The sequence below is a fragment of the Acidobacteriota bacterium genome, assembly GCA_030697165.1.
Taxonomy (GTDB): domain Bacteria; phylum Acidobacteriota; class Vicinamibacteria; order Vicinamibacterales; family UBA2999; genus 12-FULL-67-14b.
Map to the genome: position 1 here is coordinate 71,624 of JAUYQQ010000013.1, position 25,258 is coordinate 96,881.

22 protein-coding genes and 1 pseudogene are annotated in these 25,258 nt (G+C 66.2%); 10 read left to right on the forward strand and 13 right to left on the reverse strand.

Going from position 1 to position 25,258, the window contains the following annotated elements; all coding sequences use genetic code 11:
* Positions 1-48 precede the first annotated feature (48 nt).
* Complete coding sequence (locus Q8T13_13040; protein MDP3718683.1) at positions 49-2,517, reverse strand: amidase family protein; 2,469 nt, start codon at positions 2,515-2,517, stop codon at positions 49-51.
* Between the two features lie 22 nt (positions 2,518-2,539).
* Between Q8T13_13040 and Q8T13_13045 the strand changes: the two genes are divergently transcribed.
* The 3 genes from Q8T13_13045 to Q8T13_13055 are packed head-to-tail and all read left to right on the forward strand — an operon-like array spanning position 2,540 to position 8,352.
* On the forward strand, positions 2,540-5,875 hold the full coding sequence (locus tag Q8T13_13045) for an amidohydrolase family protein (GenBank protein ID MDP3718684.1): 3,336 nt from the start codon (positions 2,540-2,542) through the stop codon (positions 5,873-5,875).
* A 39-nt stretch (positions 5,876-5,914) separates the two neighbouring features.
* Positions 5,915-6,955: a P1 family peptidase gene (locus Q8T13_13050; GenBank protein MDP3718685.1), complete on the forward strand. Its 1,041-nt coding sequence runs from the start codon at positions 5,915-5,917 to the stop codon at positions 6,953-6,955.
* Positions 6,952-8,352: a sodium:solute symporter family protein gene (locus Q8T13_13055; GenBank protein MDP3718686.1), complete on the forward strand. Its 1,401-nt coding sequence runs from the start codon at positions 6,952-6,954 to the stop codon at positions 8,350-8,352. Before Q8T13_13050 ends, Q8T13_13055 begins: the two co-directional genes overlap by 4 nt.
* A gap of 12 nt (positions 8,353-8,364) precedes the next feature.
* Here Q8T13_13055 and Q8T13_13060 read toward each other — a convergent pair whose 3' ends face one another.
* From Q8T13_13060 to Q8T13_13080, 5 genes are all read right to left on the reverse strand, one after another.
* On the reverse strand, positions 8,365-8,805 hold the full coding sequence (locus tag Q8T13_13060; GenBank protein MDP3718687.1) for a transposase: 441 nt from the start codon (positions 8,803-8,805) through the stop codon (positions 8,365-8,367).
* Between the two features lie 130 nt (positions 8,806-8,935).
* Positions 8,936-10,219 carry a hypothetical protein gene (locus Q8T13_13065; GenBank protein ID MDP3718688.1) on the reverse strand — a complete coding sequence of 428 codons (1,284 nt, stop codon included), beginning with the start codon at positions 10,217-10,219 and terminating at the stop codon, positions 8,936-8,938.
* A gap of 18 nt (positions 10,220-10,237) precedes the next feature.
* Complete coding sequence (locus Q8T13_13070; protein MDP3718689.1) at positions 10,238-10,741, reverse strand: PH domain-containing protein; 504 nt, start codon at positions 10,739-10,741, stop codon at positions 10,238-10,240.
* Complete coding sequence (locus Q8T13_13075; protein MDP3718690.1) at positions 10,738-11,370, reverse strand: CoA pyrophosphatase; 633 nt, start codon at positions 11,368-11,370, stop codon at positions 10,738-10,740. The genes Q8T13_13070 and Q8T13_13075 overlap by 4 nt, the downstream gene beginning before the upstream one ends.
* 3 nt (positions 11,371-11,373) lie before the next feature.
* Positions 11,374-12,021, reverse strand: coding sequence for a hypothetical protein (locus Q8T13_13080; protein MDP3718691.1), 648 nt, complete (start codon positions 12,019-12,021; stop codon positions 11,374-11,376).
* A 47-nt stretch (positions 12,022-12,068) separates the two neighbouring features.
* Here Q8T13_13080 and Q8T13_13085 point away from each other — a divergent pair, with 47 nt between their 5' ends.
* Entirely contained in the window at positions 12,069-13,142 is a 1,074-nt protein-coding gene (locus Q8T13_13085; protein ID MDP3718692.1) for an alpha/beta hydrolase, read from the forward strand.
* Positions 13,143-13,205: 63 nt separating this feature from the next.
* On the opposite strand, the gene Q8T13_13090 is transcribed toward Q8T13_13085, so the two are convergent.
* The 7 genes from Q8T13_13090 to Q8T13_13120 all read right to left on the reverse strand — a co-directional run bounded on the left by Q8T13_13090 (position 13,206) and on the right by Q8T13_13120 (position 22,521).
* Positions 13,206-15,905, reverse strand: a complete 2,700-nt coding sequence (locus Q8T13_13090; protein MDP3718693.1) for a M14 family metallopeptidase — start codon at positions 15,903-15,905, stop codon at positions 13,206-13,208.
* A gap of 8 nt (positions 15,906-15,913) precedes the next feature.
* Positions 15,914-17,518, reverse strand: a complete 1,605-nt coding sequence (locus Q8T13_13095) for an AMP-binding protein (protein MDP3718694.1) — start codon at positions 17,516-17,518, stop codon at positions 15,914-15,916.
* Between the two features lie 103 nt (positions 17,519-17,621).
* Positions 17,622-18,542: a hypothetical protein gene (locus tag Q8T13_13100; protein MDP3718695.1), complete on the reverse strand. Its 921-nt coding sequence runs from the start codon at positions 18,540-18,542 to the stop codon at positions 17,622-17,624.
* Between the two features lie 231 nt (positions 18,543-18,773).
* Positions 18,774-19,388 (reverse strand): HEAT repeat domain-containing protein, encoded by a 615-nt coding sequence (locus Q8T13_13105; GenBank protein ID MDP3718696.1) that lies wholly within the window; start codon positions 19,386-19,388, stop codon positions 18,774-18,776.
* A 316-nt stretch (positions 19,389-19,704) separates the two neighbouring features.
* The gene (locus Q8T13_13110) at positions 19,705-21,042 is read right to left on the reverse strand and encodes a HEAT repeat domain-containing protein (GenBank protein ID MDP3718697.1); all 1,338 of its coding nucleotides are present in this window, start codon (positions 21,040-21,042) and stop codon (positions 19,705-19,707) included.
* Between the two features lie 70 nt (positions 21,043-21,112).
* A complete protein-coding gene (locus tag Q8T13_13115) occupies positions 21,113-21,955 on the reverse strand; it encodes a hypothetical protein (GenBank protein ID MDP3718698.1) in 843 nt (280 codons plus the stop codon).
* Complete coding sequence (locus Q8T13_13120; GenBank protein MDP3718699.1) at positions 21,952-22,521, reverse strand: sigma-70 family RNA polymerase sigma factor; 570 nt, start codon at positions 22,519-22,521, stop codon at positions 21,952-21,954. The genes Q8T13_13115 and Q8T13_13120 overlap by 4 nt, the downstream gene beginning before the upstream one ends.
* 179 nt (positions 22,522-22,700) lie before the next feature.
* Between Q8T13_13120 and Q8T13_13125 the strand changes: the two genes are divergently transcribed.
* The 6 genes and pseudogenes from Q8T13_13125 (at position 22,701) to Q8T13_13150 (ending at position 25,233) form a co-directional block, all read left to right on the forward strand.
* Positions 22,701-23,201: a putative metal-dependent hydrolase gene (locus Q8T13_13125; protein ID MDP3718700.1), complete on the forward strand. Its 501-nt coding sequence runs from the start codon at positions 22,701-22,703 to the stop codon at positions 23,199-23,201.
* A gap of 67 nt (positions 23,202-23,268) precedes the next feature.
* Positions 23,269-23,613 (forward strand): annotated as a pseudogene (gene mscL / locus Q8T13_13130) (large conductance mechanosensitive channel protein MscL).
* 59 nt (positions 23,614-23,672) lie between these two features.
* Positions 23,673-23,960, forward strand: a complete 288-nt coding sequence (gene yhbY, locus Q8T13_13135) for a ribosome assembly RNA-binding protein YhbY (protein ID MDP3718701.1) — start codon at positions 23,673-23,675, stop codon at positions 23,958-23,960.
* Entirely contained in the window at positions 23,930-24,559 is a 630-nt protein-coding gene (locus Q8T13_13140) for a PAS domain S-box protein (GenBank protein MDP3718702.1), read from the forward strand. The genes yhbY and Q8T13_13140 overlap by 31 nt, the downstream gene beginning before the upstream one ends.
* 27 nt (positions 24,560-24,586) lie before the next feature.
* Positions 24,587-24,859, forward strand: a complete 273-nt coding sequence (locus Q8T13_13145; protein ID MDP3718703.1) for a ribbon-helix-helix domain-containing protein — start codon at positions 24,587-24,589, stop codon at positions 24,857-24,859.
* The gene (locus Q8T13_13150) at positions 24,856-25,233 is read left to right on the forward strand and encodes a PIN domain nuclease (GenBank protein MDP3718704.1); all 378 of its coding nucleotides are present in this window, start codon (positions 24,856-24,858) and stop codon (positions 25,231-25,233) included. Before Q8T13_13145 ends, Q8T13_13150 begins: the two co-directional genes overlap by 4 nt.
* Positions 25,234-25,258 lie beyond the last annotated feature (25 nt).

The window sequence follows — 25,258 nt, forward strand, 5'->3', positions numbered from 1 at the left end:
CAGGCTAAAGCCGGCCCCTACGTAGGGGCGCGCTTTAGTGCGCCCGCGTCATTTCACGGTCGTTGGCGGACGACGGTGGCGGGTGGCGCGCTCGTAGGCGGCCGCCAATTCCAACAGTCGCTGGTCATCCCACATGCGTCCCAGCAGCGAGATGCCGGCGGGATAGCGACCGCCGATGAAACCGGCCGGCACGGTCACCTGCGGCAGGCCCGTGGCCGCGCTTTCTTCGCAGGTTCCCGGCTCTGACCCGTAGCGCTCGAGTCCACCCTCGTGGGTGTGAGGCCGCGCGTGGTTTGCCGGGAACAGCAGCGCGTCGAGCTGCTGCTGATCCATCAGGTCCACGAAGATCTGCCGGAAGGTTTCGCGGCCGGCGACGAAGCGGCGCGTCGCCTCGTCGCGCGATGCGCCCGTCGCTACCGGTGCCAGCGCCCCTTCGAAGCGGCGCGCGCTGACCGGCGCGAGCTTTCCCGATGCCAGCAGGTCCTGGATCGTCAGCACCTTGTCGCCCGGCTTCGCGCCTCGGGAGAGATAGGCCGTCCACCCGTCGCGCAGCGAGCCTGGCGCCGCCCCGCGAGCAGCCGCGTACTTCGCGTCGTAGTCGGCAACCGAGACGTCGACCACGATCGCGCCGGCGGCCTGCAGTTCCTTGATCACGCGATCCATGTTCGCGGCCACCTCGCGCTCGCCGGTGAAGCCTACAAAGCGCTGCCGAAGCGCGCCAATGCGCTTGCCCTTGAGTGAGGCGGTGTCCAGGCCCTGCGCGAACGAGCCGGCGATGCGCCTCGCGGCGCCGGCCGTGACCGGGTCCTCTGGGTCGGGGCCTGTCACCAGGTCGAGCGCCAGGGCCACATCGCGAACCGATTTCGCCATGGGTCCAATCGCATCGTTATAGGTATTGAGCGGCATGACGCCGGCGCGGCTGGTCAACCCGCGTGTGGTGCGAATGGTCGCGAGGGCCGCGAACGAGGCGGGATTCGACAGCGAGTTGCAGGTGTCGGTGCCAAACGACAGCGCGGCCAGGCTGGCGGCCACGGCGGTCGCGCTGCCGCCGCTCGAGCCCGCCGTGCTGAGCGACGCATCGTACGCGTTGCCCACGGTGCCGCCGACGGTGCTGATGCCGAAATCACCGAACGGAAACTCATCGAGGTTGGCCTTGCCGAGCAGCACGGCGCCGCCCTGTTTCATGCCGGCGGCGACGCGCGAGTCGAGACGCGGCCGGTGATCGACCAGCGCGAGCGAACCGCCCGTGGTGGGCAGCTCCGTCGCATCGATGTTGTCCTTGTAGACGATCGGCACGCCGTGAAACGGGCTGCGCACGCGGCCGCTGGCCCGCTCGGCGTCGCGCGCGCGGGCGTCGGCCACCGCCCGCGGGTTGATCGACAACACCGAACGGAACGTGGGGCCCTGCCGATCGTAGCGGGACAACCGCGCCAGGTATTCGCGCGTGATGTCTTCGGAGGTGGTCAGGCCGCGGGTCATGGCGTCCTGCAGCTCGCTTACCGTCTTCTCGAACACGGTGAACGGCGCCGGCGCGGCGCCGGCCGGCGGCCAGTTGGCCACCTGCGATCGCTGGAGCGCCGTCAGGCCGCCAAAGTCGGGCGCTGACGTGAGCTGCCTGGCGATGGCGGTCACGCGCGCAATCTCGGAGCCGGCGGGCGGCACTTTCGCATCCGGCCCGGCATAGACCGCCTCACCGGTGACCAGTGCGTCCTTGAACGGGAGGGGATAACCGCCACGCGGGTCGTAGACCTCGGACAGGCCTTTCACCACGAACGTCACGAGCGCGGCGGTTTCGCCCGGCTGCAATCGCAGCGTGAAGACGTAGCCAACGTGCGCCGTATCGAGTCCGGGCCAGGCCGCGCCAAAGGGATCGCCGTACATGTCGCCAATCGACGTCAAGACGCCCCGGCGCGTGCCCAACACGTGCGCCGAAGGTCCATGGCCCGAGGGCCCATCGGCCGGAACGGCCGCGCGGGTCGCGTTCTGCATCATCGTGACGAAGCTGTCGGCGGTGTCGATCTGCTGGTCGCCGGTCGAGGTGACGGCGACCGTCGCCCGGCCGCCGTCTTCGCCCGCACCGACCGCGCCGCCCCAGGCCACGCGAACCGTTCGGTCCTCGGCCGCGGTGTTGGTGAAGCTGTCGAAATAGCGCAGGTAGGCCGTGTCCCTCGTCGTCTTGATGGCGCGCGCGATCAGGATGCCTTCGTGCAACACCGGAGTCGTCGAGTCGAAACGGCCGGCGGCGTCGTGGTGCAAACCAAACCCGCGCAGGTAGTGGTTGCTGGCAAGCAGCGTGTTGTCGGCTCGCCGCACCTGGAGTTTGAGGTAGCCGAAACCATTGAACGGGTTGGCGCGCCCGCCAGTGGCAATGCCGCCGCTGTCCTGCGACCAGGGCGAGGTGTCCTGGATGTCCCAGAACTGGCCGTCGCCCGACGGCACGCGGGTAATCGCCCCAACGCTCATCACACAAATCGCGGCACCGGTCACAGCCAGCGCCAAGGCTTTCAGGGTTCGCATGGCGCGAGTCTATACTCTCGCCATGCGCACCAGAAACCTGACCGCTGTCCTGCTCGCCATTGGTCTCGTCGGATTCGTGACGTTGCGAGGCCAGGACCGCCAGGCCTCGGCCGACGACACCGCGAAGCCCGGCGAGGGCTTCACGCTCAAGACCGCCGAAACCATTGAGTTCACCACGGACGAAGTGACGTGGATGCAGGTGGACGTCTCGCCCGACGGCGGGACGATCCTGTTCGACCTGCTCGGCGACCTTTACACCATGCCAATTGGGGGCGGCGAGGCCAAGCGGATCATGGGCGGGTTGTCGTTCGAGAGCCAGCCGGTGTGGTCGCCCGACGGCCGCACCATCGCGTTCCTGACCGACCGCACCGGTGTGGAGAACCTGTGGATCGCCGACGCCGACGGCAGCAACCCGCGCGCGGTCAGCAAGGACGGCAAGACCAACGCCGGCCCCCAGATCATGGTGTCGCCGGAATGGACCCCCGACGGACAGTACATCGTCGTCTCGAAATCGCGCGCACCCGATCCGGGCACGTTCTGGCTGTTCATGTATCACCGTGATGGCGGTACCGGCGTCCGCATCGGCGCGCCGCCACCGGCACCGCCTGGCCCCGACGCGCAGGGGCCGCCGGCGGTGCCGCCCGTCAACCGGATGGGCGCCACGGTGACGCCGGACGGCCGCTACATCTACTACGCCCAGCGCACCGGCACCTTCACCTACAACGCGCGCTTCCCGCTGTGGCAGGTTCACCGTCACGATCGCGAAACGGGTGATGTGTCCCAAGTGACCAACGCGCAAGGCAGCGCCATGCGTCCGGCGATCTCGCCCGACGGCAAGTGGCTGGTGTTTGGCACGCGCCACAAGACGCAGACCGGGTTGCGCGTCCGCAACCTCGAGACGGGCGCGGAACGCTGGCTCGCCTATCCGGTGACGCGCGACGACCAGGAATCCCGCGCCAGCCGCGACACCCTGCCGCGCTACGACTTCATGCCTGACGGCAAGTCGCTGGTCGTGCCGGTGGCCGGGAAGCTCCAGCGCTTCGACTTCGAAACCGGCGCCGCGACACCTATCCCGTTCACCGCCAAGGTGCAGGCCGAGATCGCCCCGCGCGTCTACACGCCGGTGCGCGTGGAGGACGGACCGACCGTGCGCGCCCGCCTGATCCGCTGGCCGTCGCTCTCGCCCGACGGCACGAAGCTGGTGTTCAGCGCGATGAACCGGCTGTACCTCAAGGACATGCCGAGCGGGGCTCCGCGCCTGCTGACTAATGGGGCGGGTCAGGCTGGTGGGGCTGGTGGGGCTGGTGAGGGAGAGTTCATGCCGTCGTGGTCGCCCGACGGCCGTTCTATTGTTTACACGACGTGGACGACGAGCGGCGGGCAGATCAAGAAGGTGGCGGCCACCGGTGGATCGCCTGAAACGCTGACGCGCAGCGAAGGTTATTACCTGGATCCCACCTTCACGCCCGACGGCACGCGCGTGGTCTACCTGGCTGGCGCCGCGTCGGATCAGCTGTATTCGATCCTGATGGATACGCCGCCCGAGACGGAACACCAGGGCGATGACGGGGCGCCGCGCGAGATTGGCGGCATCAGCCCGCCCAACACGCTCGAGATCCGCTGGATGCCTGCAGCCGGCGGCGCCTCGACGCTGGTGGCCTCGGCGCAGAATGGCCGGGGCCCGCAGTTCACGCGTAACGATTCGTCGCGCGTGTATCTCACCACCAATCGCGGCCTGCAATCGATCACCATGGATGGCCACGATCGCCGTACGCACCTGCGCATCACGGGCGTCGGGCCCGGCGCCAACCCGCCGGCCGCCGGCGCCATCCGTCTCTCGCCGGATGGCACGCGCGCCTTCGTGAACCTGCAGGAGAAGCACTACCTCGTCTCGGTGCCGCGTGCCGGCCGCGAGACCGTGGAGGTTCGCATCCAGGGCCGTGCCGACAACACCTCGGTGCCGGTCAAGCGCATGTCGATGGACGGCGGCGACTACCTTGACTGGACGGCCGACGGGAGCGCCGTGACCTGGGCCTGGGGCGCGCAGTTCTTCCACCAGCCCATTGCCGCCGACGAACCACAAAAGACCGACGTGGTCGTCGAGTTGCCACGCGCGAAGCCGCAAGGCTCGGTGCTGCTCACCGGCGCGCGCATCATCACCATGAAGGGCGACGAGGTAATCGCCCAGGGTGACGTGCTGGTCACCGACAACCGCATTGCCGCGGTCGGCCGCCGCGGATCGCTGAAGGCGCCCGCCGGCACCCGCACCATCAACGTCGCCGGCAAGACGATCATGCCGGGCATGGTTGACGCCCACTCGCATATGTGGGCACCACGCGGTTTGCATCAAACCGAGATCTGGCAGTATCTCGCCAACCTCGCCTACGGCGTGACGACGACGCGCGACCCGCAGACGTCGACGCCGGATGTGTTTGCCTATGCCGACATGGTTGACAGCGGCCTGATGCCCGGTCCGCGGGTCTACGCCACCGGACCCGGCGTGTTCTCCGGTTCAGGCATCGAGGATCGCGACGCCGCCTTCCGCTTCGTCAAGCGCTACAAGGAGGCGTACCGCACCAACACCCTGAAGCAGTACGTCGCCGGCGACCGGATCGTCCGCCAGTGGATCATCGAGGCCTGCCAGGAATACGGCATTACCGCCACCATCGAGGGCTCGCTCGACCTGAAGTTGAACCTGACGCAAATGGCCGACGGCTACTCGGGCCAGGAACACAGCTTCCCGATTGCGCCGCTCTACAAGGATGTGACGACGTTCGTCGCGAAGACCAAGACGTTCTATACGCCGACCATCCTGGTGGCGTACGGCGCGCCGTGGAGCGAGAACTACTGGTTCCAGAACGCCAGTCCCGCGGCAGACGCCAAGTTGCGCAAGTGGATTCCCTGGGAGCTGCTCGACGGCATGGTGCGGCGCCGGCCGCAGTGGTTCCTGCCGGAAGAGTACGGCCATACCCTGATCGCGAAGGGCGTGGCCGACGTGGTGCGGGCGGGCGGCAAGGCCGGGCTCGGCAGCCACGGTCAATTGCAGGGGCTCGGCGCCCACTGGGAAACCTGGAGTCTCGCCTCGGGCGGCCTGACCCCGCTCGAGACGCTCCGAGTAATCACCCTGTCGAGCGCCGAGGCGATTGCCCTGCACCAGGACCTTGGCTCGCTCGAGGCCGGCAAGCTGGCGGATCTGCTGGTGCTCGATCGCAACCCGCTCGAGGACATCAAGAACACCAACACGATTCGCTACGTGATGAAGAACGGCGAGTTATACGAGGCCGACACCATGAACATGATTTGGCCGTCGGCGAAACCGCTCCCGAAGCAGTTCTGGTGGGGAACCGAACCAAAGTAGAGTCCGGCTTTAGCCGGAGCTTGCCGTTAGAATGACCCCATGAGGCGCACGATCCCGGCTTTCCTCCTGGCGGCAGCGGTGGCGTCGGTGCCGTCGGCTCAATCGCGGCCGAACGGAATCACCGCGGTCGAGGGCTTGCGGGTGGGCCACTTCACTCTCGCGGAGAAGCCGACCGGGTGCACCGTGATCCTCGCCGAGCAGGGCGCCACCGGCGGCGTGTCGGTGCGCGGCTCGGCGCCGGGCACGCGCGAGACCGATCTGCTCGACCCGTCCAACCTCGTCGAACAGGTGCATGCGATCGTGTTGTCTGGCGGCAGCGCGTTCGGCCTGGATACGGCGACCGGCGTCATGCGCTACCTCGAAGAGCGCAAGGTAGGTTTCCCGTTTGGCGGCGCGTACGTGCCGATCGTGCCGGCGGCCGTGCTGTTCGACCTGCCCATTGCCGGCAAGCCGCTGATTCGTCCCGATGCGACCTGCGGCTATGAAGCCGCCAAGGCTGCCACGACGGGGGCGATTGCCGAAGGCACCATCGGCGCGGGGGCCGGCGCGACCGTCGGCAAGTTCGCGGGTGGCGGCCGGCCCATGAAGGGCGGCATCGGCACCGCGTCCATCACGCTGCCGAGCGGGCTGACGGTCGCGGCGATCGTGGCCGTGAACGCCGGCGGCGACATCATCGACCCGGCGACCGGACGCGTCGTGGCCGGCGCGCGCGCGGCCGACGGACAGACCTTTCTCGACGCGCGCGTCGTGATGCGCAGCGGATCGCTCGAGAAGCCCCGCCCCGGCGAGAACACCACGATTGGCCTCGTCGCCACCAACGCGAAGCTGACCAAGGCCCAGGCCCGCAAGGTCGCCGACATGGCCCACGACGGCTTCGCCCGCGCCATTGTCCCAGCCCACACCATGGGCGACGGCGACACCATCTTCGCCATCGCCACCGGCACGCACACCGGCGACCCCAACGTGTCGCTCATCGGCGGCCTCGCCGCCGAGGTAATGGCCGACGCCATCCTGCGTGGCGTGCGGGAAGCCACGGGCCTGCCGAACATCCCGGCCGTCCGCGACCTGCGCCGGCCGTGAACACCGCCCTGATCCTCCTGCTCGCCTACACGGTTGGCCTCACGGCCTTCGGTGTGTGGATCGGCCGCCGCGTGACCGGCGCGTCGGATTTCTTTGTCGCGGGCCGTAGCCTGTCGTGGCCGCTCATCGCCGGCACGGTCCTCGCCGCCAACATCGGCGCGGGTACGACGGTCGGCGCAGCCGGCGTGGCGTATAAGGACGGCATCAGCGCCTGGTGGTGGAATGGGTCGGTCGGACTCGGCACGCTCGCGCTCGCCTTGTGGGTCGGGCCACGACTGTGGGCCCTCGCCTCAGCGCGCGGCTATTTCACCCTGGGCGACTACCTCGAGGATCGGTTCAACGGTTCGGTGCGAGTGATCGTGGCCGGACTGCTGGCCATCGGCACGCTCGCCATACTCGCCGGGCAATTGATCGCGGGAGCTGCAATCCTGGAAGTAGTCGCGGGCACGGCCAAGTGGCAGGGTGTGCTGATCGGCGGCATCGCCATGACCCTGTACTTCACCGCCGGCGGGCTGCTCAGCTCCGTCTGGGTGAATGCGGTGCAGTTGACCGTGCTGCTCATCGGGATGCTCATAGCCGTGCCACTCGCGCTGACGTATGTCGGTGGCCTGGAGGCGATTGCCGCCGCCCCTGATGTGCCGGCGACGTACTTCGATCCGATGTACTCAGCTGGCGGGATGTCCGGCTGGACGATGTTCCTGTTGCTGGCTCCGGGGCTCGTAGTCTCGCCGGGCCTGGTGCAGAAGGCATTCGGGGCGGTGAGCATGAGGGCCGTGCGGGTCGGTATTGGGGTTGCCGGCGTCGCGCAGTTGGCCTTCTCGTTCCTGCCGGTGCTGCTCGGCATGGCCGCCCGGGTCAACCACCCCGGCCTCACCGATACGAACATCGTCTTGCCCACGGTGATCCTCAACGACTTGCCGGTGTGGTTCGGCGCGCTCGGCCTGGCCGCGATTTTCTCCGCGGAGGTCAGCACCTGCGACACCATCCTGTTCATGCTGTCCACCTCGATCTCCAAGGACGTCTACCAGCGGTTCGTCGACCGCACCGCGTCACCTGACCAGGTGTTGCGCGTCGCCCGGGTAGCGGCCGTCACCGGAGGCGTCATCGGCATGTTCCTGGCGATCCAGTTATCGACGGTCGCTGATGCGCTGCGCGTCTTCTACTCGCTCTTGATTGCCACGTTGTTCGTGCCAGTGGTCGGCGGCCTGATTTTCAAGCGCGCCGGGTCGAGCCACGCCCTCGTGGCGATTGCGTGCGGTATCGGCACGCTGCTGGCGGTGTACTTCGGCACCGACCGACGAGGCTGGTGGGATCCGGGGACGTGGGGCCTGGCCGCCAGCGCGATCGGATTTGCCGTCATGCTGCTGGCGAGAGGTGCCAGGAGGGCGGCCCTTTAGGGCCGCCGGCTTCTACACAGATCCCATTAACGGGTAGAGCGCTGAATTCTCCACAAGTCCCGCCCGGACAGGATTCTCGACAACGTATCTGACCATCTCTTCGATCGGCTCATCGAACCTCGCCAGCCGGTCCCAGTAGCCTTCCTGCCACAACCGCCCGTGTCCCAGACGGCTCCATGCGAAGCCAGTTGCCTGCTTCCACCGACTGACGAAACCTCGAAGATCGGACTCCGGCCCGAGCCCGCTCGCCACGAGGTGCGCGTGGTCAGGCATCAGGCAGTACGCAGGAACTGCGAACTTGCTTGTATTCGCGGCATCTACGAGCAGGTGTTCGGCGGTTCGCCCGAAATCGACGTCACCGAATGCTTTCACGCGGTCGCGGGTCGCCACGGTGACCAGATACGTTGAACGGCCTGTGTAGGAAATGCGATCGAGACGTGGTGGACGGCTCATTGCAGACGGAACCTGCAATCACGGTGCCGGGGGCATGGGAATTGGCGGCACTAAAGTGCCGCCCTCCTGGCACGTCTTGTCAGGCCGCCCTCCTGGCATCACCGAAGGTTGCCGCCCTTCTGGCACCACTTCACGGCGCAATCCTCAATTCGGCGCCGTAGAGCGTCGTTCGGTCGTTGTCGCGGGCCGACCAGCGCAGCAACACTGCCGGATCCTTCTTCACCATGCCGCTAAACGCCGGCTTGCCGTTAACCGTGACGGTGACCGGCTTGGAGAAATCAATCGCGTCCGGCGACAGCAGAAGCGTGAACGCCGCCACGTCGCGCACCTTGGCCTCGAACGCATTGCCGGCGCGGATCACATCCACGCGACCAGATAGCTTGGTGTGCTGAAAGAAACCCCGGTCCTTGAGTTCGGTTTCGCGCGACGCGTCTTGCCGCAGCTCGTCGATCACCAGCCAGCGGTTGCGGTTGAACTTGTCGGTGCGCTCGGTTTCCCACGACAGCTTCGGCGGATGGGCCACCCGCGGATGCTCGCGTACGAACTCTTCATACGGCTCGCGCTCGGTCGGCCACCACGCCGTGTTGTGGCCCGCGCCGGCCTGGGGGCGAAACACCAACGGCACGCCCATCGACTGGAACCACTTGATGTGCGGTTCGACCTGGGAGACGGGATACAGGTTGTCGAGCTCGCCGTTGACGATGTACAGCGGCGCGTTCGAGAGGTTGTTGCCGTACATCTCGCCATCGGCGCCGTTCTGCGGGCTGCGAATCACGGAGATGCTGCCGTTCAACGGCAGGTACGATGCCCACAAGTTGGGCTCCTTGAGCGCCATGTAATAGACACCGGAGCCGCCGTCGGAAACCCCGGTGAGGTAGATCCGCGCCTCGTCGATGTTGTACTTGCGCTTGAGAACGTGAACGGCGCGCAGGATGTTATCGACCTGCTCTTCATCCCACCACTGCGCCGAGGCCCAGCCGCTGGGGTGCAGGTAGATCTGCTTCTCCCCCTCGATGCGGTTGCCCACCTTCGCGCCCTGGGCGGAGGTGGGATTGGGTGACGGACGACCGACGCCGCCGTGGAGCTGCACGCGCAGTTGCCACTTCTCTGACGGGTCGTAGTCGGCCGGCACGTTAACGAGGTTGTTGAAGAAGGGGCCGGACTTCGACTTCCACCGCAGCGAGTACTCGCCCCGCTTCTCGTCACCAAACCCCCGGCCGTGCTTCAGCCGGGTGTAGGTGCTGTCGAAATCGACCCCGGCCGCCGCCAGTTGATTGGCGATTACCTGAGCGTCCTCGGGGTTTTCAGCAGACCAGAAACGCTCGAACAACAAAGCGGCGGGATCGGGAACTTGCGCCGAGACAATGGTCGTCAGTGCGATACCGGCCAGTAACGCCACCACGCGGCTCATCACGCGGACAGGATAGCCCAACTACACGCGAGGCGATTTAGCCGACGCCGCCGTGAGGGCGGCGATGAAGTGCTCGGGCCGATCGGGCGACACCACCAGGATCCCCTGCGGCGAGTCGATCACGACCGTGCGCTTGTGGTCCGTCACGTAGGCGCGATAGCGCCCGAGGGCCGCGTTGCTGAAACGACCGGTAAACCCGAACATGCCACCGTTGCCCCAGATGCGCCACGAGCCGGCCATCACATTGGGCCGTAGCCGGGCGCCAACCAGGCCCTCGAGCGGCCATCGGGTGTCCCAGCAGAGCCGCCGAATCCGGAGCTCGCGTGGCGCCACCTCGTATCCGCGGACCGTCAGCGTGACCGGGACCAGCAGAATCGCAAGCAGGACCGACCCGATCACGACGTGTCCTTGATACCACTGGGTGACGGTGGGAACGCCGACGGTGAACAGCGCGATGCCCGACATCACCATCAGCTCGCGGCCCCAGGGCGCGGCGAAGTGACGGCGCGGCGATGGCGTGGTCATGGCAGGTCGAGGATAGCGCAGAACTCGGCCAGCACCATGGCCGTGGCCCCCCAGACCTTTTCACTCTCGATGTCGAAGAATGGCACGTCAACCTCGACGCTTTGATGGCCGGACGTGCGCGTCTGCACTTCGCGCTTTACCGTGCCGGGATCACGCAGTTGCCAGAGCGACGGCTCGATGATGCGCGCCACCTCCCATTCGGCGCGATTGAAGACGGGCCGTGCCGGCACGAAGCCCACCACGGGATGCAGCAGGAACCGGCTGACCGGGATGTGCAGCGGCGTCAAGCGTCCCAACACTTGCACCGAACCGCGGGCCACGCCGATCTCCTCCTCGGCCTCGCGGATCGCGCAAGCCTCGATCGACTCGCCGTCTTCCACGCGCCCGCCCGGCAGCGACACCTGGCCGGTGTGGTTGCGCAGTCCAGAGCCACGGACGGTCAGGGGCAGGTGGATGGTGTCGTTGTGGGGATAGATCAGGATGAGGGCGGCGGCATCGCAGGTGCCGTCAGGCAGCTTGAACGGATCCCATCCCACGCGCGGGGACGGCGCCATGCGCAGTTGCGCGTCGAGGCCGGGCAGCGGCCGCGACAACGCGTCCTGCAGCCGCTGGGCCAGGTCGGCGGGCACCCGTCACCGTCCCGCGGCTGGACGAATCAGGAGGCCGCTCGTCGACACCATGACGTCGAACTCCGCCGGCTCGGCCACGCGCGCGAAGGTGCCCGAGCCATACTCGACGTCGAGTAGCGGCGCCAGGGAGGCATAGCGGGTGCGCAACGCGAACAGGTCGACCCACCGGTCAGGCCTCAAGGTGTGAACCGTTCGGCGCGCCGCCCGCTCCTGCTCGACATCGTCATAGCGGCCGGCAATGCGGTCCAGCTCATAGGCGGTGTGCAGGCCGAACACATTGACCATGGGTTTCCATTTCAGGATGTGCGCGTCTACGTAGAGCGCGTCGCCGGCCAGTTCGTAGTAACTGGAGTCGGCGCGGCCGGGAATGTGGACCGTGGCCGAGAACAGCTGCGGCCCGATTGGCTGCACGACAATGCGGGCGGCCAGGTCCTCGCGCGTCAATGCCCGGTAGCCTTGCATGCCCACGCCAATCGCGCCGCTGAGCGCACCAAGCGAGAGCAGCAACAAGCCGAGGAGGGTCCGCAGCACGAACCGGAACGGCCGCCGGCGCCGCAGCGCGACGATCCCGGCAATCACCAGGATGGCGCCAATCGCCAGGAAGAACAGGCCGCCCAGCATCAGCGGCGAGGTCGTCAGCCCAGGTGTCATACATCCCCACCGTACCACGTGGACGTTTCGGTGGATACTCTTCAGGCGTGTCCTGGTTCGTTTTTGCCCTGTCCGCGGTGATCTTCTTTGTCGCCATGTGGCTCGTCGTGCCGGCGCCGACCATGACGCTGCTGCCGCTCGCGGTCGGCGGCCCTGAGATGAGCCCGTTGCTGTTGGTGCCGGCGCTGTTCGTGGCTTACCTTGCCTGGCGGACTCGCGGCCGGCCACGGCCCGCATCGCTCGGGCTGTCGGCAGTGGCGATCGTCCTGTTTTCGGTGCCGATGGTCCAATACCCGCGCAGTGCGCCGCTGTCGGTCACGACCTTGCTGGCCGGGATCGACATGGGCCAGTCGCGCCTGTTGCGCAACGTGCCACTCGGCACACCAGGCGGTGTGCCGCTCACGGTCGACATCTATCGGCCGATGAGCGACGGGCCGCACCCGGCCATTGTCCAGATTTACGGCGGCGCGTGGCAGCGCGGCACACCGGCGAACGACACGGCGTTTGCGGCCCGCCTGGCTTCACGCGGACACGTGGTGTTCGCCATCGACTATCGCCACGCTCCCGAATGGAAATGGCCGACACAGCTGGACGATGTGCGCCTGGCGCTCGCGTGGGTGAAAGAGAACGGGCCGCAGTACGGCGCCGACGCGTCACGGCTGGCGCTGTTCGGCCGCTCAGCTGGAGCGCAGCTCGCGATGGTGGCCGGCCTGCAGGACCCAGGCGTGAAGGCCATCATCAGCTTCTATGGACCGGTGAACCTCACCAACGGCTGGCTCAACCCGCCGCGGCCCGATCCGATCGGCTCGCGCAGCGTGCTCGAAGCCTTCATCGGTGGCACGCCGGCGCAGCTGCCGGACCGCTATATCGAAGCCTCGCCCATTTCGTATGTCTCCGCAGACGCTCCGCGGACGCTCCTGATCTACGGATCGCGAGACCACATCGTGCAGCCACAGTACGGACGAAGTATGTACGAGGCCCTGCGTAAGGCCGGAGCCGAATCGGAGTTAGTTGAAATACCGTGGGGCGACCACGCCTTCGACGCGCTGCCCGCGGGATTAAGCGGGCAGCTGTCGCTGTATCACGTCGAACGATTCCTCGCAGACGTCTTTCGCCGTTGACGCACGTCGGCGGCACTAAAGTGCCGCCCTCCTGGCAAACATGGACTGCTGCCCTCCCTGGCGCTACTTCCCCATCTGCGCGGCGGGCACCGCCGTCGACGGACCGTGGAACATGGCGTTGAAGATCAGCTTGAACGTGGCGCGCGGCTGGGTGCGGAAGTCGACCTGGCTGCCGTAAGTCACCACGTAGCCCTTGCCGATGCGGAACGACAGGATGTTGGCCTGGTCCCGGAGATACTCCTCACCGAGCAGCCAGCCGCTCTGCAGGATGTCCGTCGTCGGATAGCGCGACACCACCTGGGTGTCGATGTCGAAGCCCGGACGCAGGCGATAGGCCTGGTCGCCCTCGAAGAACACCGGCCACGCCGCAGGCATGCCCCACGCCACCGGGTTGTTCACGTCGAACTCGTTCTGCAGCAGCGAACCGGGGCAGAAGAACAGCGATTCGGGATCGGCCACGCGATCGCGCAGCGTCTGCATCAACCGCGCGGGGCTGCTGAACGCGTCGCGCAGCGTCGCATCGGCAGACGCGGTGGTGCCACCCGCCGCCGGGGCCTGCGGGCCAAAGCGCGGGCGGCCTTCAGGTAACGACTTTTCGATCGGCAGATCCAGCAGCTCGCGCGCCGTTTCCACCGCGGTGCCGATCGCCAGCAAGGTGCCGCCGTTCTCGACAAACGCCTTCAGCTTCTTCCAGCCGTCATCCCCGACGCCAAACGCCCACGACCATTCGGCCGGGTCGTTGCGCTTGGGATCGAGGCCGCTGACGATGCGGGCCTTCGAGGTGCCGGAGGGCAATAGGATCACGTCGTATTTCGCGTTGAGGTCGCCGGTGAAGTCCTGCGACTTCACGATCTCGTGGGTGATGCCGTATTGCTCGAGCATCCACAGCAGCCAGCCGCCCGGCATGTTGTTGGCGCCCTTCCAGAGACCAACTTTCGTCGTGGGCTTCAACCGGAAGCCGTCCACCGCGGGCGCGCGATCGACCGTGGTGACCGGCGCGCCCATTTCCCTCGCAGCCTTCTCGATAATCGGCTGGGCTGCCGCGGTCGGCGGAATCACCCAGGTGCCGGCCGGGTGTCCCTCGAACGCCTTCGCCGCGCGATAGACCGGCACGTTCGCCTTCTGCAGTTCCGTCACGATCTTGAAGAACCCGTACGAGTCCGGCTTGACCAGATATGCGCCCTTGGGCCTCGCAGCGACGGTCGTCGGCACGGGCGCGACTTTCTTCACCATCTCGAGCGCGGCTTCGAACGGCTGCTCGACCTCGTCCACGGTCACGCCCGTCAGCATCCACAGCGTGTGGCCGGTCACGTCATAGGGCCGCTGCGGCGGACCGCCGGGAAACAACCGGAGGTCCGGGTAGACCTGCTTCTCGAGCATGGTCTTGGCGAAGGCGCCGTAGGGCTGCGCCGTCTTCACGACATACGACCCGGCCGCGTACTGCTTGCCGTTGGCGGTGAACGGCGCGGTGGCGCGATGAATCTCGACGTCGCCGAACTCAAGAATCTCGAGCATCTCGTAAGTGGCAAACTGATCGCGCTGGGCCGCCGGCACGACAAACGCGTATGGCCCCTTGCTGTAGTTCACCCAGTCCTTGTGGACGGTGTAGAAGTTGTAGAGCCACTCGCGGCCGTACTTGGCGACGTGCGACATGCCGGCGAGGGCGGCGGTGATGCCGTAGTCCATCTGCTGGCCAAGGGTCCAGGTGTCCTTCGAATACGGCACCGGGAAGTTGCCGCGCGATTCCTGCGGGCCGAGCGGACGACCCTTCTGCGGATTCACGAAGGGATCGGCCAGGTTGCCGCCGCTGTTGGCAATCTCGGTCAGGATGCGTGGCTGGCCGTGGTAAATCATGTACTGCCGGGCCGGCGACCACATGTCGTAGCTCTCGTGCCACGCGACGCCTTCCTTGCCCTCGCCGAGCAGCGCCGACGCCATCGCCTGCCCCACGGTCGCCTGGCCGAGCGCCAGCAGCGGATGAATGTTGACGTCAAAGGGATCGGTGAACGGCGGGACAAAGATTCGCGAGCCCTGCGGCCCCTGCTGGTGCATGTCGTGCGAGATGATCGGCTTGTACTTGTTCTGCACCAGCTCGATGCTCATCCGCGTTTCTTTCTGCGTGAACATGAACCAGTCGCGGTTGTCGTCGTGGCCGACGTACTTGTGGTACAGGTCCGGATACACGCGGTTGAACGGCGTGCCCTTGGTCTTGTACCAGTGATCGATCACCAGGTGTTGGCCGTCAGGATTCTGCGACGGCACCATCAGCACCACCGAGTTATCGAGGATTTCTCGAATCTGCGGCGAGTTCTCGGTGGCCAGCCGATGCACGATGTGGATGATGGCCTGGCCGTTCGAGACCTCGGTCGAGTGAATGGTGGCGTAGATGAAGTAGAACGGCTTGCCCTCGGCGGCGAGCGCCCGCGCCTCGGTGTCGGACAGCCCGCGCGGATCGGCGAGGCGGCGGTTGATTTCGACCAGCCGATCGAACTTCGCCAGGTTCTGCGGCGAGCTGATCCGCAACAGCGGATAACTGTTGCCCATTGTCGTCTTGCCCAGCTCTTCGTACTTCACGCGATCGGTCTGCGTCGCGATCAGCTGGAAATAATCGAGGATCTTCGGATAGCGCGCGAGCTCGCCGTCGGCGCCGATCTTGAAACCAAAGTACTGGTCGGGCGCAGGCACTCCCTGCTGGGCGGCCGCGCGACCATCGGATAGGGTGATGAGAGCAATGAGCGAAAGGGAGAACAGGATCTTGCGCATGCGCGATTCTACCTCCGCAGCAGCGATTCATGCTCTTCGCGGAGGCGGAATTTCTGGACCTTGCCGGACGCCGTCAGCGGAAACGCGTCAACCACGCGGATGAAACCCGGCACCTTGAAACGGGCAATCCGCTCCCGGCAGAACGCCCGCACCTCATCCGCGTCGATGGTCGCACCTGGACGCACGCGGAGGGCAGCGGCCACGTCCTCGCCGAAAAAATCACTGGCCACCGCGTAGACCGAGGCATCGGCAATGGCGGCGTGACTGCGCAGCACGTCCTCCACTTCCTTGGGCGCAATGTTCTCGCCGCCCCGGATGATGATGTCCTTGATGCGGCCGGTGATGCGCACGCGCCCGGCCTCGTCCATCGACGCCTGGTCGCCACTCTTCAGCCAGCCGTCAGGGGTGATGGCCGCCGCGGTGGCCTCGGGCATCTGGTAGTAGCCCTGCATGACCACGTAGCCCTTCGCCCACAACTCGCCGTCGGCGCCGGTGGCCGCCGTCGCCCCGGTCTGCGGATCGACGATCCGCACTTCCACCTCCGGCAGCACGCGGCCGACGGTTTGCGTCCGCTCGACCAGGTCGGCGTCGCGCGGTGTCTGGGTCAGGCCCGGCGACGTCTCGGTCAGCCCATAGACGATGGTCAGTTCGGGCAGGTGCATTTCGTCGATCACGCGCCGCATCAACGGTTCGGGACAGAGCGCGCCGGCCATGATGCCGGTCCGCAGCGAACTGGTCGAGAAGCGCCCGAAGTCCGGATGCTCGAGCGCAGCCAGGAACATGGTCGGCACGCCGTAGACGGCCGTGCACTGTTCGCGATCGATGGTCTCGAGCACGCGGGACGGCTCGAAGAACTCGACCGGGCACAGGCAGGCGCCGTGCGTGAACGCCGCGAGCACGCCCAGCACGCAGCCAAAGCAGTGAAACAGCGGCACGCACAAGCACAGGCGGTCCGCAGGCGTGTACCCCAGGCCCTGGCCAATCCAATAGCCGTTGTTGACGATGTTGCGGCTCGAGAGCATGACGCCCTTCGGGAACCCGGTCGTGCCCGAGGTGTACTGCATGTTGATGACATCGTCCACGCCAACCCGGGCCTCGCGCGCGTCGAGGTCGGCGTCGGAGACCGCGGCGGCAAGCTCCGACAGCCGCGCATACGGTATGGCGTCGGGAGGGCACGAGTCGCCGATGAAGATCACCCGCGGCACCTGCGCGCCCGATTCGCGCAACTCGGCCAGGTAGTCCACGCCCTTGAAGCCGGCGATGGTCACCAAAGTAGACGTCTCGCTCTGCCGGAGCAGGTACTCGACCTCCCTGGCCCGTAGCGACGTGTTGACGGTTACGAGGATGGCGCCGGCCTTGGCGAGCGCAAACTGCAGGACGATCCATTCAGGAACGTTGGTAGCCCACACGGCCACGCGATCGCCGCGCTCGACGCCGGCGGCCATCAGCCCGCGCGCCACGAGCCGGGCCGCTTGCTCGAGCGCCTGGAATGTCCACTTCAGGTTGTGCTGGTCATAAGCCACCGCTTGGTGTTCAGGCAGGGCGTGCGCCAGGCGCGTCAGCAGCGCACCGACGGTGACGTCGCGAAAGGGTGGGAGGTCCGGCGAGGCCATGCGGTCTCGCCGGAGTCTACATCGGGACCAAATGTGGCGTCCGGCTTCTTGACCCGCCGTAGCTTTGGCGAAGGCGGTTAGCCGGACCGTTCCGACATATCGATTACCGCCGCTTGCGCCAGCGGGGACCGTGAATCGCGAGATCAACGGCATCGCCCGGGCTCTGGATGGCCAGGCCGTCGGCGCGCGCATCGCGCACGAACTGGGCGTCGACCTTGTGGATCCGCATGCGCACCAGTTGCTCTTCGGAAACGGTCACAAAGCCGACGTCCTTCATCGCCCTGATGTAGTCGGGGGTGACCTTGTGGATGCGGAACTTTACCAGCTGGTCGATGCCCATGCCGCCGAAGCCAAGCGTCTTCTGCTGGTCCATCTCCTCGGCCGTCACCTTGTGGATGCGCATCTTCACCAGGTCTTCGGCCGCCACGTTCTTGTAGCCGCGCGCGGACAGCGCGTTGATGAACTCCGGCGTCACCTTGTGGATGCGGAACTTGATCACGTCCTCGACCGACTGGCCGCGGATGCCGGCCGCCTGCAGCGCCTTGATGTTGGCCGGTGTCGCGCCGTGGATGGCCATGCGCACGAGGTCGTCGACCGCGATGTTCTTATAGCCAACACCGGCCAGGTCTCGCACGAACTCGGGCGTGACCCGGTGGATGCGCGTCCGGACCACGTCATCGAGCGACAGGTTCGCGTATCCGGCCTGCGCGAGACCGCGCACGTGGGCCACGGTCACGTCGATGACCGCCAGTCGGACCACATCGTCTGACGACAAGTTGCGATACCCGGCCGCGCTCATGTTGGTGACGAAGGCTTGATCCGGCGTGAAGGTGTAAGTCCCGTTGCCCCGGCCCTGGTCGAAGGATCCGGTGAAGCGAAACGTGCCGGCCTCGCGGGTCCAGCTGAACTGGAGAGTGCTGGCGACGCCGGTTAAGGCCGATGCGGGGAGCCCTGCGAGATCGCGGAGCCTGACGCCGAAGCCCCAGCGATTATCGCCGGCGGTGCTGCGCAGGTTGATCTGCACGCGCGGCTCCCCGTCATCGTCTCGCCACGTATTACGGGTGTCGGCGGACCAGTCCCCTCGGTATGTGGCAGCTTGCGCTGGGGTCTGCCCGCCCTGAGCGAGGAGACGCGTGCCACCGGCACGCGCCTCCAAGTCGAAGGGCACGGTCAAAAGGGTGAGGGTGAAAAGGACGAGTCTTCGCATCGCAGTGACCTCGAGCCATTGGATGGTCCGAGGCCACCGGAAGGTTGCTTAGCGCAGAATTTCCTCGAAAAACTTCAACGCCCTGGGGTCTTTCGACTGGCCGAGCCAGAACATGGCCTGCTTGCGCACGACCGGGTTCTTGTTGGTCCGCGCCTGCTGGATGAGCAGGGGCACCCCTTCGTCCTTTGGCAGTTGGCTCAGGGCGAACACGGCCTTCTTCTTCACCTCGGTGTCGGGGTCGTTCTCGATCGCCGCGGTGATGGTGCCGACGGCTTTCTGCCCGGCCCGCTGGGCCAGCCAGAACAGCGCGTTGCCGCGAATGCTGGCGGTGGCGCCGCGACTAGCGAGGCCAATCAGCTCATCGAGCGGCTGCTGCCCTTCCGTCAGCGCCAGCACGGTCACCGCCTGGTCATTCAGCCGGCGGACGGAGTTTGCGCCCATGAACGTCTTCATGAGGCCGACGCTGCCGCCGACCGTCACGTTGTTGAACCAGTGCACGGACTTGCCGCCCGCGTCGAGCGGACAGTTGGCCGAATAGGTCCGAATGCGGGTGATCTGCTTGTTCTCGACGCGGAACATCACGAAAAAGAAGTCCGCGGGTTCGAGCCGGATCGGGTCGGTCGACGGTGAGTACCGATTGCCGTTGCTCCAGTTGTCACACATCTCGTGCTCACCATCGATGAGCGGTTGGGTGTAACCGATCCAGGTCGGCTCGCTGAGCGTACCGGCAAGGGCTGGCAGGTCCTTGCCGATGTTGGCGGTGGCGTGAGGCTCGAGACGCCCGTTCGAGAGGCGGGGCGTTTGCGCGGCGGCAACGGAGGCTATCAGGAGACAGGCAACCGCCAGAAGCGGTTGCCTCCACTGCGCCCTGATCCCCGATCCCTGATCCCTGATCCCTGATCCCTGATCCCTGATCCCTGATCCCTGATCCCTGATCCCTGATCCCTGATCCCTGATCCCTGATCCCTGATCCCTGACTTCATTTGTTCAAAATCTCCATCAGGTAGTCCATTGCCACCTTGTTCTTCGTCATCAGCGACAGCTTCTGCACCATCTCGCGCTTCAGGGCGGGATCGGCTTCCTTGCGCGCGATCGCCACCAGAGAGTCGGCATTGTTCTGGGTGAACATGGCGTTGATCACCTGGCGCTTGATGTCGGCGTCCTTCTCCCTGGCATAGATGGCGACCAGCGCATCGCCGGTCCTGGTGCGGCCCATGGTGCCAAGGTGCCGCACCGCCTGGCGGCGCAGCTCGACGTTCTGCTCGATGTTGGCCACTTCGATCAGCCTGGTGGCGTCACCACCGACGAACAGCGACTGCAGGATCTGGCGCTTGATATCCACATCGTTCGAGCCGGCGTAGATCTCGGCCAGCACGGCGCGATTGTCGACCGAGCCGTGGACGCCGAGATACTGGATGGCGCGGCGCTGCACGTCAGGGTTCGAGCCGCCCTTCGCGACCGTGGTCAGCACCTGTCTGGCGCGGGGCGAGTTGCTTTGCGCCAGCACGAACAGCGCGCGGGCCTTCAGCTGCGGCGAGGCGGTGCCCTGCAGGATTTTCTCGAGCATGGGCACGGCCTGCTCGGGGGCCGAGTGCTGCAGGCCCTGGATGGCGAGCAGCTTCAACTCCTCATCCGACTCGGCCTCCGGCCGTGGCGCCTGGCCGGCGTTCTGGCGCACCTGCAGCTCGAGGGCCTTCGCGTCGGCAATCCAGCGGCTCTGCGGATAGGTCTTGATCATCTGGCCGAGTGCTGTGAGGGCGTCGGCTTGCTGGTTGAGTTTGTCGAGGGCATACGCCTTCCAGTACAGCGCGGCGTCGACACGGGTGGAGTTCTGCGCGTCGACCACCGAGGTGAAGGCATCGGCGGCGCGCGACCAGTTCCTGCGCTCGAGCGCCTCCTGCCCGCGCTGGTACTGCTCGTCCACGCGCTGGCGGCGCTCGGACTCACGTTGCTTGGCTTGCTCCTCTCGCCGCCGCGCGTCCTCTTCGGGCGACCGCTGGCCGTCGAAGCGATACAAGTCGGGCGCGAGGACGGCGCGAGCGCTGTCAAGGGCGAGCCAACCGTCGGAGGCGGCCAGGCGCGCCGCATCAAGCATCATCGGCAGCTCCGGGAGGTTGGACAGGTCCGCCAGCCGAGGCAGATCCGCCAGCCGCGTGAGCTCCGACAAGTTCGGGATCATTGGCACCATTGGCACCATTGGCACCGTTGGCACCGTTGGCACCGTTGGCACCTTAGTTCCCTGTGCCGCAGCGAGGGAGGGCGTGACGAGCACGCCGCAGACCATCGCAATCCGGCAGGTGTTGATTACTACTCTCATCGTTTCTGTCTCCAAACAAAGACGCCGGGTTCATTTTTCGAAACGACGGGGGCGAAAAATGAACCCGGCGTCATGAAAGCGGCTGCGGAAGTCGATCGCCAGCCTCGCGATCGGTTCGGGTTCGGTTACGCATCTCCGAGGCAATCACGCGCACGCGGAACAGCAGGTCCTGGGCGGTGATGCGATCTTTCAAGCCAGACAATTCGTTAGACGTGACATCGGCCGGGGCGTTGGCAATCTCCAGCAGCACGCGCTCGAGATCCTCGAGCACGTCCACCACGCCGGCATCGCCCGACTGCGCCGCTGACTGGCGAATCAGGCGGTTGATGGCGACCAGGTCCGAGGCGCGGTCCTGCTCGCCGGCAAACAGGTCGGCCTGATCGACGTCGGTGTTGACCAGTTCGGTCAGCATCATCTGCGTGCGGTCAAGATGGTCGCCCATCGCGGCCTGCAATACGCGGTCGGGCGAGGCCTCGGCAGGCGACCCCGAAGAAGGGGTCGCCTCCACCAGGCTGCCGGCCGGAACACCACCGGTGAACCGGCCGGCCATGAAGGCCACGAGCACGAGCGCAGCGACGCCGCCGGCCAGCGCCCATCCGCCTTCGCCAAGGCTACGGCGGACAAGGCTGCGGACCCAGCCGATGGTTGTGTTGGCGTCGCTTGTCCACCGTAGCGCGGAGCGCGAAGGTGGAAGTTGCGGCTCGAGCCGTGCCCACACGTCGCGCTCGAACCCGGGACGCGCCTCGACCGGAGCCGCCGTCTCGACCAGCGTGAGCACGCGCTGCAACTGCGCCTTCGCGGCCTGGCACTCGCCACACTCGGCCAGGTGCGCATCTACGCGGGTATCGTCCGCGCGATCGGTCTCGCCGTAGTAGTGGAGGATCAGTTCTTCTTCCGACAGATGGTTCGTCATGATTGAACAAACGGTTCGAGCGCCAGTCTCATCTTCTTCACGGCGCGGAAAATACTGTGCTTGGTCGCGCTGGTCTTCATCCCGAGCTTCTCTCCCACTTCCTCGATCGACATGCCCTCGACGTGGCGCAGCGTGAAGGCGGCGCGTTCGAGGGCGGTCAGCAGCCCCAGCGCCTCGTTCACGCGGTCCGAGATCTGCGTGCTGGCGGCGACCCGTTCCGGCGTCGGCTGCGACTCGGCCCCGCGTTCGCTGAGCGGCCCCTGCTCGAGGTCGGCCGGGTCGTGCGCGTCCTCGCGATGACGCCGGCCGCGAATGAGGTCGATCGAACAGTTCACGGTGATCCTGTGCAGCCAGGTGCGGAAATCGGCCCGGGCCTCGAACCGGCTCAACTGCCTGTGCGCCTTGAGCCACGCCTCCTGCACCACGTCCTCGGCATCCTGCGCGTTGCCGGTCATCCGGTGCGCCAGCGAGAAGACGTAGCGGGAATGGCGATCGACGAGCGCTCGAAACGCCTCGCGGTCGCCTTCGCGGGCCTTGGCGACCACTGCCGCGTCGCGTTCATCCATCCCTCCTACTTCGACGGGGCTCGACGAAATTGGTTGGGGTTCGGGCAGGTTCACGGGTGCACAGGTTCACGGGTGCAGGGGTTCACCAGTGCCGGGGTAAAGTACCGATGCCGCGTTAAGTAACTCTGTAACAAAGGTTTAGGTTGCCGAACCCGGGCTCGGTCGGGCATCATCTTGCCATGGACCTACGATTTCCGACCGGCAAGTTTGTCTTCAACCCCAACCCGACGCCGGAAACCCGCCGGGACAGCATTGCCGCCATTGGCAGTTTCCCCTCTGAACTGAAGGCGGCGATGGCCACCGCGCAGATTGACCGGCCCTACCGCGAGGGCGGCTGGACCGGCCGCCAGGTGGTGCACCACGTGGCCGACAGCCACATGAATGCCTTCATCCGCTTCCGCCTGGCGCTGACCGAGGACAAGCCCACGATCAAGCCGTACAAAGAGGGCGAGTGGGCGAAGCTGGCCGACTCGACCACCGGGGATCCGGCGCTGTCTGTTCAGATCCTCGACGGCCTGCACCGGCGCTGGCACCTCATGCTCGAGTCGCTCGACGAGGCCGACTTCGCGCGTGAGGCGATTCACCCCGATCACGGCCCGCGCACGCTGGACTGGTTCCTCCAGTTGTATGCTTGGCACGGGCGTCATCACGTCGGCCACTTGAAGCTGACGTGGCCATAACAGGAGACCAGAAGATCAGGAGAGAACCTCTCCTGATCTCCTTGAACTCTTGTAAAAGGAGCGATCGATGCTGAGCGAGTTCCGCGAATTTATTGCCAAGGGCAACGTCATGGATCTCGCCGTCGGCGTAATCATCGGCGCCGCCTTCCAGAAAATCGTCGACTCGCTCGTCAACGACCTGGTGATGCCGATTGTGGGCTTTACCCTCGGTGGCACCGACTTCACCAACATGTTCCTGGTGATGAAGGACGGCGCGGAGGCGGCCGGCCCGTATGCGTCGCTGGTCGACGCGCGCGCGGCCGGCGCGGCGGTGTTCGCCTATGGCTCGTTCGTCACGCACGTAGTGCAGTTCCTGATCCTGGCGTGGATCGTCTTCCTGATGGTCAAGGCGGTGAACCGAGTGCGACGCGCCTGATAATTATTCTCCTGACCTCCTGATCTCTTGTTAAGTCCGGGCGGTACAATCTAATTATGCCGGTATCGCTGACGCCCCGCGAACGCGCCCACCTCAAGGCCAGGGCGCACAAGCTCGAACCGACGGTCTTTGTCGGACACGGCGGCGTCACGCCCTCCGTCATCACCGAGGTCGACCGCGCCCTGGCGGCGCATGAGCTGATCAAGGTGAAGATCCTCGGCGACGATCGCGAGGCCCGCGAGGCCATGGGCAACCAGCTCTGCGCCGGTACGGATGCGGCGCCGGTTCAGCGCGTCGGCAAGGTGGTGGTGTTGTGGCGGCCGAAACCGGAAGCCACGAAGTGATTGCGGTAGGTCAAGTCATGGAGAACGTAACCACGGATCTGGAGGCTCGCTTCTTCGCGTTGTCGATCGACATGCTCTGCATCGCCCAATTCAATGGGCATTTCACCCGGCTCAGCAAGGCTTGGGAGAAGACGTTGGGGTTCACCCGCGAGGAGTTGCAGGCAAGACCGATGTTCGAGTTCGTGCATCCCGACGACCGCGAGCGAACGGTGGCGCAAAACCGCCGGGTCAAGGCCGGCGAGCAGGCGATCGGGTTCGAGAACCGCTACATCTGCAAGGACGGCTCGTATCGCTGGCTGCTGTGGAACGCCAGCGCCGACCTCGACAACGAGTTGATCTACTCCGTTGCGCGCGACATCACCGAACGAAAACAGGCCGAAGAACAGCGTGAGAGTCTCGTGCGCGAATTGCAGGCCGCGCTCGCCGACGTCAACAAGCTGGAAGAGATTTTGCCGATCTGCATGTATTGCAGGAAGATTCGCGACGATCGGAATTACTGGCAGGCGGTTGAGGCCTACCTTGCCGATCACACGCGGACGCAGTTCAGTCACGGCATTTGCCCCAGCTGCCTGCCCCACGCCCAGGAAGAGTTGTTGTAGGCCCCAGCCGATGGTATGGTGATCGGTATGGCCACGACCAAGCTCACCATCACGATCGATGACGATCAGCTCGACGAGGTCCGCCGGCTGGTCGCCGCTGGACAGGTCGCGAACGTCTCAGGTTTCGTGAGGCGCGCGGTCGAGGTGGCCCTTCACGACGCGGCCGGATGGCAGCAGATGCTCGACGGCGCCTTGCAAGAGACCGGCGGCCCTTTGTCCAGGAAAGAACGGGCCTGGGCAGACGCGCTGCTGTCCCGCCCGCCGCGCCGCCGCGGGGGCCGCCGCACGGCCGCGGCATGACCGGCATTACCTTTGACACCGGCGGCTTGATTGCACTCGATCGCGGCGATCGCCGCGTGCTCGCGCTGGTCGCCCGGGCCGCTGAACGCGGCCTGCGCGTGACCGTCCCCGCGACCGCGCTGGCGCAGGCCATTCGCCATCCCGCCCGCCAGGTTCGGCTCACCCGGCTGGCGCGGCACGTGGGCACGGATCTGATGGCGCTCGACGCCCCCGACGCCACGGTCGTCGGCCTCCTGCTGGCCGCCACGCGAACGAGCGACATTGTCGATGCGCACGTGGTCGTCTGCGCGCGCCGGGCCGATCAGGTGGTCGTGACCAGTGATGGCGGCGACCTCAGGCGGCTGGATCCGGGCCTGCGGCTGCTCGAGGTGTGACGCCACTGCCTCGGGTCATCGATTC